The sequence below is a fragment of the Streptomyces sp. NBC_00523 genome, assembly GCF_036346615.1.
In the GTDB taxonomy this organism is placed as follows: Bacteria; Actinomycetota; Actinomycetes; order Streptomycetales; family Streptomycetaceae; genus Streptomyces.
Map to the genome: position 1 here is coordinate 4,275,052 of NZ_CP107836.1, position 15,918 is coordinate 4,290,969.

12 protein-coding genes are annotated in these 15,918 nt (G+C 70.2%); 11 read left to right on the forward strand and 1 reads right to left on the reverse strand.

Translation table 11 applies throughout. From position 1 onward, the window contains the following. Positions 1–2: 2 nt before the first annotated feature. The 11 genes from nuoE (at position 3) to recQ (ending at position 15,241) form a co-directional block, all read left to right on the forward strand. Positions 3–818 (forward strand): NADH-quinone oxidoreductase subunit NuoE, encoded by an 816-nt coding sequence (gene nuoE / locus OHS17_RS19465; protein ID WP_330315300.1) that lies wholly within the window; start codon positions 3–5, stop codon positions 816–818. Then, positions 818–2,182 carry an NADH-quinone oxidoreductase subunit NuoF gene (gene nuoF / locus OHS17_RS19470; protein ID WP_383167719.1) on the forward strand — a complete coding sequence of 455 codons (1,365 nt, stop codon included), beginning with the start codon at positions 818–820 and terminating at the stop codon, positions 2,180–2,182. The genes nuoE and nuoF overlap by 1 nt, the downstream gene beginning before the upstream one ends. Beyond that, complete coding sequence (locus OHS17_RS19475) at positions 2,179–4,686, forward strand: NADH-quinone oxidoreductase subunit G (protein WP_330313216.1); 2,508 nt, start codon at positions 2,179–2,181, stop codon at positions 4,684–4,686. The genes nuoF and OHS17_RS19475 overlap by 4 nt, the downstream gene beginning before the upstream one ends. Next, positions 4,683–6,086: an NADH-quinone oxidoreductase subunit NuoH gene (gene nuoH, locus OHS17_RS19480; RefSeq protein WP_330313217.1), complete on the forward strand. Its 1,404-nt coding sequence runs from the start codon at positions 4,683–4,685 to the stop codon at positions 6,084–6,086. Before OHS17_RS19475 ends, nuoH begins: the two co-directional genes overlap by 4 nt. Continuing rightward, a complete protein-coding gene (gene nuoI, locus OHS17_RS19485) occupies positions 6,079–6,774 on the forward strand; it encodes an NADH-quinone oxidoreductase subunit NuoI (protein WP_330313218.1) in 696 nt (231 codons plus the stop codon). Before nuoH ends, nuoI begins: the two co-directional genes overlap by 8 nt. After that, a complete protein-coding gene (locus tag OHS17_RS19490; RefSeq protein ID WP_330313219.1) occupies positions 6,771–7,598 on the forward strand; it encodes an NADH-quinone oxidoreductase subunit J in 828 nt (275 codons plus the stop codon). Before nuoI ends, OHS17_RS19490 begins: the two co-directional genes overlap by 4 nt. Further along, positions 7,595–7,894 carry an NADH-quinone oxidoreductase subunit NuoK gene (gene nuoK / locus OHS17_RS19495; protein ID WP_018101339.1) on the forward strand — a complete coding sequence of 100 codons (300 nt, stop codon included), beginning with the start codon at positions 7,595–7,597 and terminating at the stop codon, positions 7,892–7,894. The genes OHS17_RS19490 and nuoK overlap by 4 nt, the downstream gene beginning before the upstream one ends. A gap of 14 nt (positions 7,895–7,908) precedes the next feature. Continuing rightward, complete coding sequence (gene nuoL, locus OHS17_RS19500; RefSeq protein WP_330313220.1) at positions 7,909–9,804, forward strand: NADH-quinone oxidoreductase subunit L; 1,896 nt, start codon at positions 7,909–7,911, stop codon at positions 9,802–9,804. 4 nt (positions 9,805–9,808) lie between these two features. Then, positions 9,809–11,380, forward strand: coding sequence for an NADH-quinone oxidoreductase subunit M (locus OHS17_RS19505; protein ID WP_161206674.1), 1,572 nt, complete (start codon positions 9,809–9,811; stop codon positions 11,378–11,380). Next, a complete protein-coding gene (nuoN, locus tag OHS17_RS19510; protein ID WP_086021880.1) occupies positions 11,377–13,041 on the forward strand; it encodes an NADH-quinone oxidoreductase subunit NuoN in 1,665 nt (554 codons plus the stop codon). Before OHS17_RS19505 ends, nuoN begins: the two co-directional genes overlap by 4 nt. A gap of 142 nt (positions 13,042–13,183) precedes the next feature. Beyond that, complete coding sequence (gene recQ / locus OHS17_RS19515; protein WP_443066142.1) at positions 13,184–15,241, forward strand: DNA helicase RecQ; 2,058 nt, start codon at positions 13,184–13,186, stop codon at positions 15,239–15,241. 21 nt (positions 15,242–15,262) lie between these two features. On the opposite strand, the gene OHS17_RS19520 is transcribed toward recQ, so the two are convergent. Continuing rightward, positions 15,263–15,871, reverse strand: coding sequence for a Uma2 family endonuclease (locus tag OHS17_RS19520; RefSeq protein WP_330313221.1), 609 nt, complete (start codon positions 15,869–15,871; stop codon positions 15,263–15,265). Positions 15,872–15,918 lie beyond the last annotated feature (47 nt).

Consider the following 15,918-nt stretch of genomic DNA (forward strand, 5'->3'; position numbering starts at 1 on the left):
GGATGCCGCAGCTCCCCGCCCCCGCCTACCCGGCCGAGGCGCGCGCCAGGCTCGAAGCGGATGCGAAGGAGGTGATCGCCCGCTACCCCGACAGCCGCTCCGCGCTGCTGCCGCTGCTGCACCTCGTGCAGTCCGAGGAGGGGTACGTCTCGCGTACGGGCATGGCCTTCTGCGCCGAGATGCTCGACCTCACCACCGCCGAGGTCACCGCGGTCGCCACCTTCTACACGATGTACCGGCGCAAGCCGAGCGGCGACTACCAGGTCGGCGTCTGCACCAACACGCTCTGCGCGGTGATGGGCGGCGACGCGATCTTCGACCGGCTGAAGGAGCATCTCGGCGTCGGCAACGACGAGACGACCGAGGACGGCAAGGTCACCCTCGAACACATCGAGTGCAACGCCGCCTGCGACTTCGCGCCCGTCGTGATGGTCAACTGGGAGTTCTTCGACAACCAGACCCCGGAGAGCGCCACCCGGCTGGTGGACGACCTCATCGCCGGCCGCACCGTCGAACCCACCCGCGGCGCGCCCCTGTGCACGTACAAGGAGACCGCGCGCATCCTCGCCGGATTCCCCGACGAGCGCCCCGGCGCCGTCGAGGCCACCGGCGGCGCCGGCCACGCCTCGCTCATCGGCCTCAAGCTGGCCAAGGGCGAGGCCGCGCCGAAGGCCCGCGTGGTGAGCCCGCGCGGCGAGGCGCCCAGCGACCAGCCGCAGAAGGGCGCCGAGCACCTCAGCTCCCACGACGCGCCGCAGGAGACCTCGGCATCCGACCCGGACCACCCGGCCGGACCCGCGGCCGAGGAGGGGGAGTGATGACGTTGGCCACCGAGCTCGATCACAACGGGACCAGCCCCGAGAAGCTGCTCGCGCCCGTCCTGTCCGCCTTCTGGGACCAGCCGGAGTCCTGGACCCTGGACACCTACCGCCGTCACGAGGGGTACGAGGGACTGCGCAAGGCCCTCACCATGTCCCCGGACGACCTCATCGCGTACGTCAAGGACTCCGGTCTGCGCGGACGCGGCGGCGCCGGCTTCCCCACCGGCATGAAGTGGCAGTTCATCCCGCAGGGCGACGGCAAGCCGCACTACCTCGTCGTCAACGCCGACGAGTCGGAGCCGGGGACCTGCAAGGACATCCCGCTCCTCTTCGCCAACCCGCACAGCCTCATCGAGGGCATCGTGATCGCTTGTTACGCGATCCGGTCGTCGCACGCCTTCATCTACCTGCGCGGCGAGGTCGTCCCCGTCCTGCGCAGGCTGCACGAGGCCGTGCGCGAGGCGTACGAGGCGGGCTACCTCGGCACCAACATCCTGGGCTCCGGGCTCGACCTCGAACTCACCGTGCACGCGGGCGCCGGTGCGTACATCTGCGGTGAGGAGACCGCGCTGCTCGACTCGCTCGAAGGACGGCGCGGCCAGCCCCGGCTGCGTCCGCCCTTCCCCGCGGTCGCCGGTCTGTACGCCTGCCCCACCGTGGTGAACAACGTCGAGTCCATCGCCTCGGTTCCCGCGATCCTGAACAAGGGCAAGGACTGGTTCAAGTCGATGGGCAGCGAGAAGTCCCCGGGCTTCACGCTCTACTCGCTCAGCGGCCATGTCGCCGGCCCCGGCCAGTACGAGGCCCCGCTCGGCATCACGCTGCGCCAGCTCCTCGACATGAGCGGCGGGATGCGCCCCGGCCACCGCCTCAAGTTCTGGACCCCCGGCGGCTCCTCCACGCCGATGTTCACCGACGAACACCTCGACGTGCCCCTCGACTACGAGGGCGTCGGCGCGGCCGGGTCCATGCTCGGCACCAAGGCGCTCCAGTGCTTCGACGAGACGACCTGCGTGGTGCGGGCCGTCACCCGCTGGACCGAGTTCTACGCCCACGAGTCCTGCGGCAAGTGCACTCCCTGCCGTGAGGGCACGTACTGGCTCGTCCAGCTGCTGCGCGACATCGAGGCGGGCAAGGGCCAGATGTCCGACCTGGACAAGCTCAACGACATCGCCGACAACATCAACGGCAAGTCGTTCTGCGCCCTCGGCGACGGCGCCGCCTCGCCGATCTTCTCCTCGCTGAAGTACTTCCGCGAGGAGTACGAGCAGCACATCACCGGCAAGGGCTGCCCCTTCGATCCCGCCAAATCGACCCTCTGGGCCGACGACAAGAACGCTCACCAGGGGGTGAACGCATGACAGTCACCACGAGTGCGCCCTCCGGGGGCGGCGAAGCGGCGATCCCGCCCGAGGACCTGGTCACGCTGACCATCGACGGCATCGAGATCAGCGTGCCCAAGGGCACCCTGGTCATCCGCGCCGCCGAACTCCTCGGCATCGAGATCCCCCGGTTCTGCGACCACCCCCTCCTCGACCCGGCCGGCGCCTGCCGCCAGTGCATCGTCGAGGTCGAGGGCCAGCGCAAGCCGATGGCGTCCTGCACCATCACCTGCACCGACGGCATGGTCGTCAAGTCGCAGATCACCTCGCCCGTCGCCGACAAGGCGCAGCGCGGTGTGATGGAGCTGCTGCTCATCAACCACCCGCTGGACTGCCCGGTCTGCGACAAGGGCGGCGAGTGCCCCCTGCAGAACCAGGCGATGTCGCACGGCGACGCGGACTCCCGCTTCGACGGCAAGAAGCGGACGTACGAGAAGCCCGTGCCGATCTCCACCCAGGTGCTGCTGGACCGCGAGCGCTGCGTGCTCTGCGCGCGCTGCACCCGGTTCTCCAACCAGGTGGCCGGCGACCCGATGATCGAGCTGATCGAGCGCGGCGCGCTCCAGCAGGTCGGCACCGGCGAGGGCGACCCGTTCCAGTCGTACTTCTCCGGGAACACCATCCAGATCTGCCCGGTCGGGGCGCTCACCTCGGCGGCGTACCGATTCCGCTCGCGCCCCTTCGACCTGGTGTCGACGCCCTCCGTGTGCGAGCACTGCGCCGGGGGCTGCGCCACCCGCACCGACCACCGGCGCGGCAAGGTCATGCGCCGCCTCGCGGCCAACGAGCCCGAGGTCAACGAGGAGTGGCTCTGCGACAAGGGCCGCTTCGGCTTCCGCTACGCCCAGCAGCGCGACCGGCTCACCACCCCGCTGGTGCGCGGTGAGTCCGGCGAGCTGGAGCCGGCGAGCTGGCCCGAGGCCCTGGCCGCCGCGGCCGAGGGGCTGTCCGCCGCGCGCGGCCGGACCGGCGTCCTCACCGGCGGCCGGCTGACCGTCGAGGACGCGTACGCGTACAGCAAGTTCGCCCGGGTCGCCCTGGACACCAACGACATCGACTTCCGGGCCCGGGTGCACAGCGACGAGGAGGCCGACTTCCTGGCCTCGCGCGTCGCGGGGCGCGGCAAGGACCTGGACGGCTCCGGTGTCACGTACACCTCGCTGGAGAAGGCGCCGGCCGTGCTGCTGGTCGGGTTCGAGTCGGAGGAGGAGGCCCCCGGGGTCTTCCTGCGGCTGCGCAAGGCCCACCGCAAGCACGGGCAGCGCACCTTCTCCGTCGCCTCGCACGCCACCCGGGGCCTGGCCAAGGCCGGGGGCGCGCTGCTCCCCGCCGCGCCCGGCACCGAGACCGAGTGGCTGGACGCCATCGCGGGCGGGGTCGGCCTGGAGGGCGAAGGCGCCGCCGCGGCCGAGGCGCTGCGCGGTGAGGGCGCGCTGATCGTGGTCGGCGAGCGGCTGGCCGGGGTGCCCGGCGGGCTGACCGCCGCGGTCCGGGCCGCGACCGCGACCGGGGCCCGGCTGGTGTGGATCCCGCGCCGGGCGGGCGAACGCGGCGCGGTGGAGGCGGGCGCGCTCCCGTCGCTGCTGCCCGGCGGCCGCCCGGCCACCGACCCGCGTGCCCGGGACGAGGTCGCCTCCGTGTGGGGCGTCGCCGAACTCCCGTCCCGCTTCGGCCGCGACACCGGCCAGATCATCGAGGCCGCGGCCACCGGTGAGCTGGGCGCGCTGGTCGTCGCCGGGGTCGGGACCGAGGACCTGCCGGAACCGGCGCGGGCCCTGGAGGCCCTGGACCGGGCCGGCTTCCTGGTCTCCTTCGAGCTCCGCCCGAGCGAGGTCACCGACCGCGCCGACGTGGTGTTCCCGGTGGCCGCGGTCGCCGAGAAGTCCGGGACCTTCCTCAACTGGGAGGGCCGGGCGCGGATGTTCGAGGCCGCGCTGAAGCCCGACCAGATGACGCGGAACCTCGCCCCGGGCGACGCCCGCGTCCTGCACATGCTGGCCGACGCCATGGACGTCCACTTCGCGCTGCCGGACCTGAAGTCCGCCCGCCGCGAGCTGGACCGCCTCGGCGGCTGGCAGGGCGGGTACGCGGACGAGCCGCGCGTCTCCGCGCAGCCGCTGCCCCGGCCCGGCGACGGCGAGGCGATCCTGGCCGGCCACCGGATGCTGCTCGACCTGGGCCGCCTCCAGGAGGGCGACACCGCGCTCGCCGGGACCCGGCACGAGGCGGTGGCCCGGCTGTCGGCCGCCACGGCCGCGGAGACCGGGGTCAAGGACGGCGACCTGCTCGCGGTGTCCGGCCCGGCGGGCAGCGTCGAACTCCCGCTCCGGGTCACCGACATGCCGGACCGCGTGGTCTGGGTGCCGCTGAACTCGGCCGGGCGGGGCGTGCCGGCCACGACCGGGGCCCTCCCCGGCGGCCTGGTCCGGATCGGCCCCGCCGCTGCCGGTACTCCCGACGTCACACCGGAGGTGCGGGCGTGACCGCCTTCGCTCAACTGGCCGCGGCACCGCACGGTTCGGTGCTCGCCGCCGAGGACCTGTCGATGTTCGGCAACGACCCCTGGTGGCTCGTCGTCATCAAGGCCGTCTTCTGCTTCGCGTTCCTGATGGTGACCGTGCTCTTCTCCATCGTGTGGGAGCGCAAGGTCGTCGCCTGGATGCAGCTGCGTATCGGCCCCAACCGGCACGGTCCCTGGGGCATGCTCCAGTCGCTCGCCGACGGCATCAAGCTGATGCTGAAGGAAGACGTCATCGTCAAGCGGGCGGACAAGGTCGTCTACGTCCTCGCGCCGATCGTCGCCGCCATCCCCGCGTTCATGGCCATCGCGGTGATCCCCTTCGGGCCCTCGGACAACGAGGTCTCGATCTTCGGTCACCGTACGGCGATGCAGCTCACCGACCTGCCGATCGCGATGCTGTACATCCTCGCGGTCGCCTCGGTCGGGATCTACGGCATCGTGCTGGCCGGCTGGTCGTCCGGGTCGACGTACCCGCTGCTCGGCGGGCTCCGGTCCTGCGCGCAGATGATCTCGTACGAGATCGCGATGGGTGCCGCGTTCGCCTCGGTGTTCCTCTACTCCGGGTCGATGTCGACATCGAAGATCGTGGAGGCGCAGCAGGACCGCTGGTTCATCATCCTGCTGCCGGTCTCGTTCATCATCTACATCGTCACGATGGTCGGCGAGACCAACCGCGCCCCGTTCGACATGCCGGAGTCCGAGGGCGACCTCGTCGGCGGCTTCAACACCGAGTACTCGTCGATCAAGTTCGCGATGTTCATGCTCGCCGAGTACGTCAACATGGTGACCGTCTCCGCCGTCTCCACGACCCTGTTCCTGGGCGGCTGGCGGGCCCCGTGGCCGATCAGCACCTTCTGGGAGGGCGCGAACCACGGCTGGTGGCCGATGCTCTGGTTCGTCGTCAAGGTCCAGCTGCTGCTGTTCTTCTTCATCTGGCTGCGCGGCACGCTGCCCCGTGTCCGCTACGACCAGCTGATGAAGCTCGGCTGGAAGGTCCTGATCCCGGTCTCCGTCGTCTGGCTGATGCTGGTCGCGACCGTACGGGCGCTGCGCAACGAGGGCTACGACTTCTCGAAGATCCTGCTCTACGTGGCGGGCGCCGTGATCGCGGTGCTGCTGATCTCCTTCGTCGCCGACATCTTCCGCGACAAGAAGGACAAGGCCGCCGCCGAACAGGCCGGGCCCGAGCCGGCGTTCGACCCGATGGCGGGCGGATTCCCGGTGCCGCCGCTGCCCGGACAGACCCTGCCGCCGGTGCCCCGGCGCAGGCCGCGACGCGAGCGGGAGCTCGTTGTCAGTGGCGGGGTGGATACTCAGAGTGACGGAAATCCGAGTGACGGAAAGGAGGCCGACGGTGTCTGAACTGCCTGATGCGCCGGGGTCCAGGAGGCCGGCGACATCGACCGGCGCGACGGGGTCGACGGCGTCGCAGTCCTCCCAGTCCTCGGAGGACAAGTTCCTCAACCCGGTGGCCGGCTTCGGCGTGACCTTCAAGGCCATGTTCAAGAAGCGGCTCACCGAGCAGTATCCGGAGACGCCGAAGGTGACGGCGCCCCGCTTCCACGGCCGCCACCAGCTCAACCGCCATCCGGACGGGCTGGAGAAGTGCGTCGGCTGCGAGCTGTGCGCCTGGGCCTGTCCGGCCGACGCGATCTACGTGGAGGGCGCGGACAACACCGACGAGGAGCGCTACTCCCCGGGTGAGCGCTACGGCCGCGTCTACCAGATCAACTACGCGCGCTGCATCCTCTGCGGACTGTGCATCGAGGCGTGCCCGACCCGGGCGCTCACGATGACCAACGAGTTCGAGCTCGCCAACACCACCCGCGAGAGCCTCATCTACACCAAGGACGAGCTGCTCGCGGGCCTGGAGGAAGGCATGGTCGACAGCCCGCACGCGATCTTCCCGGGCACGGACGAGCAGGACTACTACCGGGGCCTGGTCACCGAGGCCGCCCCCGGTACGGAGCGTCAGCTCGCCGTCTCCAAGGGCGAGAAGCCGGACGACGAGGCGCAGAGCAACGGCGCCTCACAGGAGGTGGACGCATGACCGGCCTGGCCGCTGCGGCCTCGCAGACCTCGACCGGTGAGGCCGTCCAGTTCTGGGTGCTGGGCACGGTCGCCGTGATCGGCGCCCTGTCCACCGTGCTCATGAAGAAGGCCGTGCACAGCGCGCTGAGCCTCGCCGGGACGATGATCATCCTCGCGGTGTTCTACCTCGCCAACGGCGCGTACTTCCTCGGCATCGTCCAGATCGTCGTCTACACCGGCGCGATCATGATGCTGTTCCTCTTCGTGGTCATGCTCGTCGGCGTCACGGCGGCGGACTCGCTGAAGGAGACCATCAAGGGCCAGCGCTTGCTGGCCGCCGGCTGCGGCATCGGCTTCGGCGTCCTGCTGATCGCCGGTATCGGCAACGCCTCGCTGAAGAGCTTCAACGGCCTGGGCACCGCGAACACCGTGCACGGCGGAAACGTGGAGGGGCTCGCCAGCCTCATCTTCACCAAGTACGTCTTCGCCTTCGAGATCACCGGCGCCCTGCTGATCACCGCGACCGTCGGCGCGATGGTGCTCACGCACCGCGAGCGCACCGAACGGGCCAAGACCCAGCGGGAGATGTCCGAGGAGCGCGTGCGGAGCAACCACCTCCCGCCGCTGCCCGCCCCCGGCGTCTACGCCCGGCACAACGCGGTGGACATCGCGGGCCTGCTCCCCGACGGCACCCCGTCCGAGCTGACCGTCATGAACACGCTGCGCAAGCGCGGCCAGATGCGCGACGTGTCCCAGGAATCACTGGCCGGCCTCAAGGCACTGGAGCAGCGCTCCGGTGAGCGGCTGGGCCGGGACACCGAAGAAGAGGAGGTCGCCAAGTGAATCCGGTCAACTACCTCTATCTCGCAGCCCTGCTGTTCACCATCGGCGCGGCCGGGGTCCTGATCCGGCGGAACGCGATCGTGGTGTTCATGTGCGTGGAGCTGATGCTCAACGCCTGCAACCTCGCGTTCGTGACCTTCTCCCGGATGCACGGCAATCTCGACGGCCAGATCATCGCCTTCTTCACGATGGTCGTCGCCGCCGCGGAGGTCGTGGTCGGGCTCGCGATCATCGTGTCGCTGTTCCGTTCCCGCCACTCGGCCTCGGTCGATGACGCCAGCCTGATGAAGCTGTAAGGGGCGTTTGCACTGTGGAGAACCTGATTGCGCTGCTCGTCGCGGCGCCCCTGCTCGGAGCGGCGGTGCTGCTGTGCGGCGGCCGTCGCCTCGATCGCGCCGGGCACTGGCTCGGCACCCTGCTCGCCGCCGCCTCGTTCGTCGTGGCCGTCGTGCTCTTCACCGACATGCTCGGGAAGGGCGCCGAGGACCGGGCACTGCACCAGAAGCTGTTCAGCTGGATTCCGGTCGAGGGCTTCCAGGCCGATGTGGCCTTCCAGCTCGACCAGCTGTCGATGACCTTCGTCCTGCTGATCACCGGTGTGGGCACGCTGATCCACATCTACTCGATCGGCTACATGGAGCACGACGAGCGCCGGCGCCGCTTCTTCGGCTATCTGAACCTGTTCCTGGCGGCGATGCTGATCCTGGTCATCGCCGACAACTACCTGCTGCTGTACGTCGGCTGGGAGGGCGTCGGCCTCGCCTCGTACCTGCTCATCGGCTTCTGGCAGCACAAGCCCAGCGCGGCGACCGCCGCGAAGAAGGCGTTCCTGGTCAACCGCGTCGGCGACATGGGTCTGTCGATCGCGATCATGCTGATGTTCACCACCTTCGGCACGTTCGCGTACGGACCCGTCCTGGAGGCGACCGGCGAGACCAGCGAGGGCAAGCTGACGGCGATCGGCCTGATGCTGCTGCTCGCCGCCTGCGGCAAGTCCGCCCAGGTGCCGCTGCAGTCCTGGCTCGGTGACGCGATGGAGGGCCCGACCCCGGTCTCCGCCCTCATCCACGCCGCGACCATGGTCACCGCCGGTGTCTATCTCATCGTCCGCTCCGGCGCGATCTTCAACGCCGCCCCGGACGCCCAGATGGTCGTCGTGGTGGTCGGCGCGGTCACGCTGCTGTTCGGTGCGATCGTCGGTTGCGCGAAGGACGACATCAAGAAGGCCCTCGCCGGCTCCACGATGTCGCAGATCGGCTACATGATCCTGGCCGCCGGGCTCGGCCCCATCGGCTACGTCTTCGCGATCATGCACCTGGTGACGCACGGCTTCTTCAAGGCCGGGCTCTTCCTCGGCGCCGGTTCGGTCATGCACGGCATGAACGACGAGGTGGACATGCGGAAGTTCGGCGGCCTGCGGAAGTACATGCCGGTCACCTTCATCACCTTCGGCCTCGGCTACCTCGCGATCATCGGCTTCCCCGGCCTCTCCGGCTTCTTCTCCAAGGACAAGATCATCGAGGCGGCGTTCGCCAAGGGCGGCACCGAGGGCTGGATCCTCGGCTCCGTGGCCCTGCTCGGCGCCGCGATCACCGCGTTCTACATGACGCGCGTGATGATCATGACCTTCTTCGGCGAGAAGCGCTGGCAGCCGGACGCCGAAGGCCACGAGCCGCACCCGCACGAGTCCCCGAAGTCCATGACGATCCCGATGATCGTGCTGGCCTTCGGCTCGGTCTTCGCCGGTGGCTTCTTCTCGATCGGCGACCGCTTCCTGCACTGGCTGGAGCCGGTGACCGGCCACGACCACGGCGACGCCCCGATCGGCGCGTCCACCGTCACCGCGGCCACCATGGTGGCGCTCGTCATCGGGGTCGCCATCGCCTGGGCGATGTACGGCCGCAAGCCGGTTCCGGTGGCCGCCCCGCGCGGCTCGCTGCTCACCCGCGCCGCGCGCCGCGATCTCCTCCAGGACGACTTCAACCACGTGGTCCTGGTCCGGGGCGGCGAGCACCTGACCCGCTCCCTGGTCTACGTGGACCACACCCTGGTCGACGGCGTCGTCAACGGCACGGCCGCGTCCATGGGCGGGCTCTCCGGCCGGCTGCGCAAGCTGCAGAACGGCTACGCCCGCTCCTACGCGGTCTCGATGTTCGGCGGTACGGCGGTTCTCATCGCCGCGACCCTGCTGATGAGGGCGGTCTGATCACATGTCCTTTCCCCTCCTGACAGCGACGGCGGCGCTTCCGGCGATCGGCGCGGTGGCGACCGCCGCCGTCCCGGCCGCCCGGCGCACCGCCGCCAAATGGCTGGCGCTGCTCTTCTCGCTGGCCACGCTCGTCCTGGCGGGCATCGCGCTCGCCCGCTTCGAGCCCGGCGGCGACCGCTTCCAGCTCACCGAATCGCACGCCTGGATCAAGGACTTCGGTGTCCGCTACGAGCTGGGCGTCGACGGCATCGGCGTGGCGCTCATGGCGCTCACCGCCCTGCTGATCCCGTTCGTCATCCTGGCCGGCTGGCACGACGCCGACCCCCTGGAGACGAACTCCTCGCGCTGGCGCCCCACTCAGGGCTTCTTCGCCCTGATCCTGATGGTCGAAGCGATGGTGATCCTCTCCTTCGAGGCCACCGACGTCTTCCTCTTCTACATCCTGTTCGAAGCCATGCTCATCCCGATGTACTTCCTCATCGGCGGCTTCGGGGACCGGGCGCACACCGGCAGCGACGAGAACGCGGCGGCGCAGCGCTCTTACGCGGCGGTGAAGTTCCTCCTCTACAACCTGGTCGGCGGCCTCATCATGCTGGCCGCGGTGATCGGCCTGTACGTGGTGGCGGGCTCGTTCTCGCTCTCCGAGATCGCCGAGGCCCGGGCCAACGGCACGTTCTCCATGGCGACCGGCACCGAGCGGTGGCTGTTCCTCGGGTTCTTCTTCGCCTTCGCGGTGAAGGCCCCGCTGTGGCCGCTGCACACCTGGCTGCCCAACGCCATGGGTGAGGCGACCGCCCCGGTCGCCGTGCTGATCACCGCCGTGGTCGACAAGGTCGGCACCTTCGCGATGCTCCGCTTCTGCCTCCAGCTCTTCCCGGAGGCCAGCAAGTGGGCGACGCCGGTGATCCTGGTCCTGGCGCTGATCAGCATCGTGTACGGAGCGCTGCTCGCGGTCGGCCAGCGCGACATCAAGCGGCTGATCGCCTACGCGTCCATCTCGCACTTCGGCTTCATCATCCTGGGCATCTTCGCGATGACCAGCCAGGGCCAGTCGGGCGCGACGCTGTACATGGTCAACCACGGCATCTCGACGGCCGCGCTGATGCTGGTCGCGGGCTTCCTGATCAGCCGGCGCGGCTCGCGCCTCATCGCCGACTACGGCGGGGTGCAGAAGGTGGCCCCGGTCCTGGCCGGCACCTTCCTGATCGGCGGCCTGGCCACGCTGTCGCTGCCGGGGCTCGCCCCGTTCGTCAGCGAGTTCCTGGTCCTGGTCGGCGCGTTCGCCGCGTATCCGGCGGTCGGCATCATCGCCACCACCGGCATCGTGCTCGCCGCGATCTACGTCCTGGTCCTCTACCAGCGCACCATGACCGGCCCGGTCAAGGCCGAGGTGCAGGGCATGGCGGACCTCAAGGCCCGTGAGCTCGTGGTGGTCGTCCCGCTGATCGCGCTGCTGCTCTTCCTCGGTGTCTACCCGAAGCCGCTGACGGACATCGTCAACCCGGCGGTGCAGCACACCATGTCGGACGTACAGAAGAAGGACCCCCAGCCCGAGGTGGAGGCCGCCAAGTGAGCGCAACAGCTGTCCACAGCCTGTGGACGACGGCGGGCGGGGTGACATCCGCCGCACCGGACGAGAAGTTCACGGCCCCGGTCATCGAGTACACCCAGCTGACCCCGGTCCTGATCGTGATCGGCGTCGCCGTCATCGGCGTCCTGGTCGAGGCATTCGTGCCGCGCCGGGCCCGGTATCACACCCAGGTCTTCCTGACCGTCGTCGCGCTGGTCGCCGCGTTCGCCGCGGTGGTCGGCCTCGCGGCCGGCGGTTACGGGACGACCAAGGCGCACATCGCCGCGATGGGCGCCATCGCGGTCGACGGACCGGCCCTGTTCCTCCAGGGCGTCATCCTGCTGACGTCCCTGGTCGCGGTCTTCACGTTCGCCGAACGGCGGCTCGACCCCGAGTCGCACGGCAACCGCGTGGACTCCTTCGCGGCGCAGGCCGCGTCGGTGCCCGGCAGCGACAGCGAGAAGGCCGCGGTCAGGGCCGGGTTCACCACCACCGAGGTCTTCCCGCTCGTCCTCTTCTCGGTGGCGGGCATGCTGGTCTTCCCGGCGGCCAACGACCTGCTGACGCTGTTCGTGGCCCTGGAGGTCTTCTCCCTCCCGCTGTACCTCCTGTGCGCCGTCGCCCGCCGCAAGCGGCTGATGTCGCAGGAGTCGGCCGTGAAGTACTTCCTGCTCGGCGCGTTCTCCTCGGCGTTCCTGCTGTTCGGGATCGCCCTCCTCTACGGGTACGCGGGCTCCGTCTCGTACGCCCAGATCGCGACCGTGGTCGACGGGTCGATCCAGAAGATCGACCCGGCGCTCGCCGACACCATGGGCAACGACGCGCTGCTGCTCATCGGCGGCGCGATGATCCTGACCGGTCTGCTCTTCAAGGTCGGCGCCGTCCCGTTCCACATGTGGACCCCGGACGTCTACCAGGGCGCCCCGACGCCGGTCACCGGCTTCATGGCCGCCGCCACGAAGGTCGCCGCGTTCGGCGCGCTGCTCCGCCTGCTGTACGTGGTGCTGCCCGGGCTCACCTGGGACCTGCGGCCGGTCATGTGGGGCGTCGCGATCGTCACGATGGTGGGCGGCGCGGTCGTCGCGATCACGCAGACCGACATCAAGCGGCTGCTGGCCTACTCCTCGATCGCGCACGCCGGGTTCATCCTGGCCGGTGTGATCGCGGCCACCCCCGAGGGCATCTCGTCCGTCCTCTTCTACCTCGGCACGTACTCCTTCGTGACGGTCGGCGCCTTCGCCGTCGTCACGCTGGTGCGGGACGCGGGCGGCGAGGCGACGCACCTGTCGAAGTGGGCCGGGCTCGGCCGCCGCTCACCGCTGGTCGCCGCGGTCTTCGCGGTGTTCCTGCTGGCCTTCGCCGGTATCCCGCTGACCTCGGGCTTCTCCGGGAAGTTCGCGGTGTTCAAGGCGGCGGCGGACGGCGGCGCGGGCGGCCTGGTGGTGGTCGGTGTGATCTCCTCGGCGATCGCCGCGTTCTTCTACATCCGGGTCATCGTGCTGATGTTCTTCAGCGAGCCGAAGGCGGACGGCCCCACGGTCGCCGTCCCGTCCCCGCTGACGATGACCACCATCGCGATCGGCGTGGCCGTGACCGTGGTCCTGGGTGTGGCCCCGCAGTACTTCCTGGACCTGGCGGGCCAGGCGGGGACGTTCGTGAGGTAGCCGGAAACGGCTGTACGGCAACGCCGGACGGGCTTGGCCTTCCCTCGGGAAGTCAAGCCCGTCCGGCGTTGTCGGAGGGGGCGCCTATCGTGGCAGGGGAGAGCGCTGGGACGCAGCGGGACCGGTATCGGGGGACAGAGCGATGAGCGGGACGGGCGTGACGGGCATGACCACGGATGTGAGCACGGGCGGGGCCGCCGCCACGGCCGAGAGCGAGGCGCGGCGCACCCTGCACCGCGTCTTCGGTTACGAGGCGTTCCGCGGCGAGCAGGAGGCGATCGTCGACCACGTGGTGGCCGGCGGGGACGCCGTCGTGCTCATGCCCACCGGTGGCGGCAAGTCCCTCTGCTACCAGATCCCGGCCCTGGTCCGCCGGGGCACCGGCGTCGTGATCTCCCCGCTGATCGCCCTCATGCAGGACCAGGTCGACGCGCTGCGGGCGCTCGGCGTGCGGGCCGGGTTCATCAACTCCACGCAGGACTTCGACGAGCGCCGCTCGATGGAGGCCCAGTTCGTCGCGGGCGAGCTGGACCTCCTCTACCTGGCCCCGGAGCGGCTGCGGCTGGACTCCACGCTGGCGCTGCTGGCCCGGGGCGAGGTCTCCGTCTTCGCCATCGACGAGGCGCACTGCGTCGCCCAGTGGGGCCACGACTTCCGTCCCGACTACCTGGCCCTGTCGGTGCTCGGCGAGCGCTGGCCGGACGTGCCGCGCATCGCCCTGACGGCCACCGCGACGGACGCCACGCACCGGGAGATCACCCAGCGGCTCGGCATGCCCGACGCCAAGCACTTCGTCGCCAGCTTCGACCGGCCCAACATCCAGTACCGGATCGTGGGCAAGGCCGACCCGAAGAAGCAACTGCTCGCCTTCCTCAAGGAGGAGCATGCCGGGGACGCGGGCATCATCTACTGCCTCTCCCGCGCGTCCACGGAGAAGACCGCCGAATTCCTCTGCCGCAACGGCATCGAGGCCGTCCCGTACCACGCGGGGCTCGACGCCGGGACGCGCGCGGCCCACCAGTCCCGCTTCCTGCGCGAGGAGGGCCTGGTCGTCGTCGCGACGATCGCCTTCGGCATGGGCATCGACAAGCCGGACGTCCGCTTCGTCGCCCACCTGGACCTCCCGAAGTCCGTCGAGGGCTACTACCAGGAGACCGGCCGGGCGGGCCGCGACGGCGCCCCGTCCACGGCATGGATGGCGTACGGCCTCCAGGACGTCGTCCAGCAGCGCAAGCTCATCCAGGGCGGCGAGGGCGACGAGGCGTTCCGCCGCCGGGCCGCCGCGCACCTGGGCTCGATGCTCGCCCTGTGCGAGACGGCCCAGTGCCGCCGCGCCCAGCTCCTCACGTACTTCGGCCAGGAGCCGGCGGCCACGTCCTGCGGCAACTGCGACACCTGCCTCACCCCGCCGGAGACCTGGGACGGCACGGTCTCCGCCCAGAAGCTGCTGTCCACGGTGGTACGGCTGAAGCGGGAGCGCGGCCAGAAGTTCGGCGCGGGCCAGATCATCGACATCCTGCTCGGCCGCCGCACGGCCAAGGTCATCCAGTTCGACCACGACCAGCTGTCGGTCTTCGGCATCGGCGAGGACCTGTCCGAGGCGGAGTGGCGCGGCGTGGTCCGCCAGCTCCTGGCCCAGGGCCTGATCGCCGTCGAGGGCGAGTACGGCACGCTGGTCCTCACGGAGGCGAGCGGCGCGGTCCTCAACCGGGAGCGCGAGGTCCAGCTCCGCAAGGAGCCGAAGAAGCCGACGGCCTCCCGGTCGTCCTCGTCCGCCCGCGGCGAGCGCAAGCCGAAGGCGGCCGCCGCCGATCTCCCCGAGACGGCCGTCCCCGTCTTCGAGGCCCTGCGCGCCTGGCGGGCCGCCCAGGCCAAGGAACTGGGCCTCCCCGCCTACGTGATCTTCCACGACGCCACCCTCCGCGAGATCGCCACGATCCACCCGACGACCCTGGGTGAGCTGGGCGGCATCAGCGGCCTGGGCGAGAAGAAGCTCGCGACGTACGGCGAGGGGGTCCTGGAGGTCCTGGCCGGCCTCGAAACCACCGCCCCGACCCCGCCGGCTGCGGAATCCCCGTCCGCCCCGGCTCCGACCCCCGCCCAAAGGCCCGCCCCGGCCGCCCGGGCAATGCCCGCGCCCGCCGCCCCCCACGACGACGCCGAATTCGGCTGGGACGAGGAGCCCCCGGAGTTTGAGTGAGCGGGGTCGGGTGCGGCGGGCCTACTGCGGGTCCGCCGCCCGGCGGCGCGGCGTGATGGCGCCGAGGTCGAGGTCGACCGGGAAGGGGACGGACACCTTCATCCGGTCGTGGAAGATCCCCGTCGAGGTGTAGGCGCCGGTGGCGGGCTCCAGCTCGAAGACATGGACCACGGCACGGCCGTCGTGGTTCTCCACCCGCCAGAAGTGCGGGATCTTCACCCGGGCGTACTTCACCGGCTTGGTCTCCCGGTCCCGCGACCTTGACTCCGGCGACACGACCTCGATGGCCAGCTGGACGGCTTCGGCGGGGAAGCGGGTCTGACTCGGGTCCTGGACGATCTCGCCGTCCACCACGATCACGTCGGGCTCGGGCCGGTTGTAGCGGTCGATGTCGATCGTGAACTCACGCACGACCTCCAGGTCGGGCGGCGCCAGCGACTGCAACTGCCAGTTGAAGAAGTCAACCGCCCGAGAATGGAACAGGCTCCGCGGACTCACGAAGACAAGGCTCCCGTCGATCAGCTCCGTATGCGGAGGCAGATTCGGAAGCGTGTCCAGGTCATCGGCGGTCCAGCCGCCCTCGGGCGGGACCGCCCACCGCGGTTCCGGGACCTCGGGTTCGACGCTCATCAGTGCTCCCATGGACGGAGTCTCGCGGGAGCTTTCAGCGTATCCGC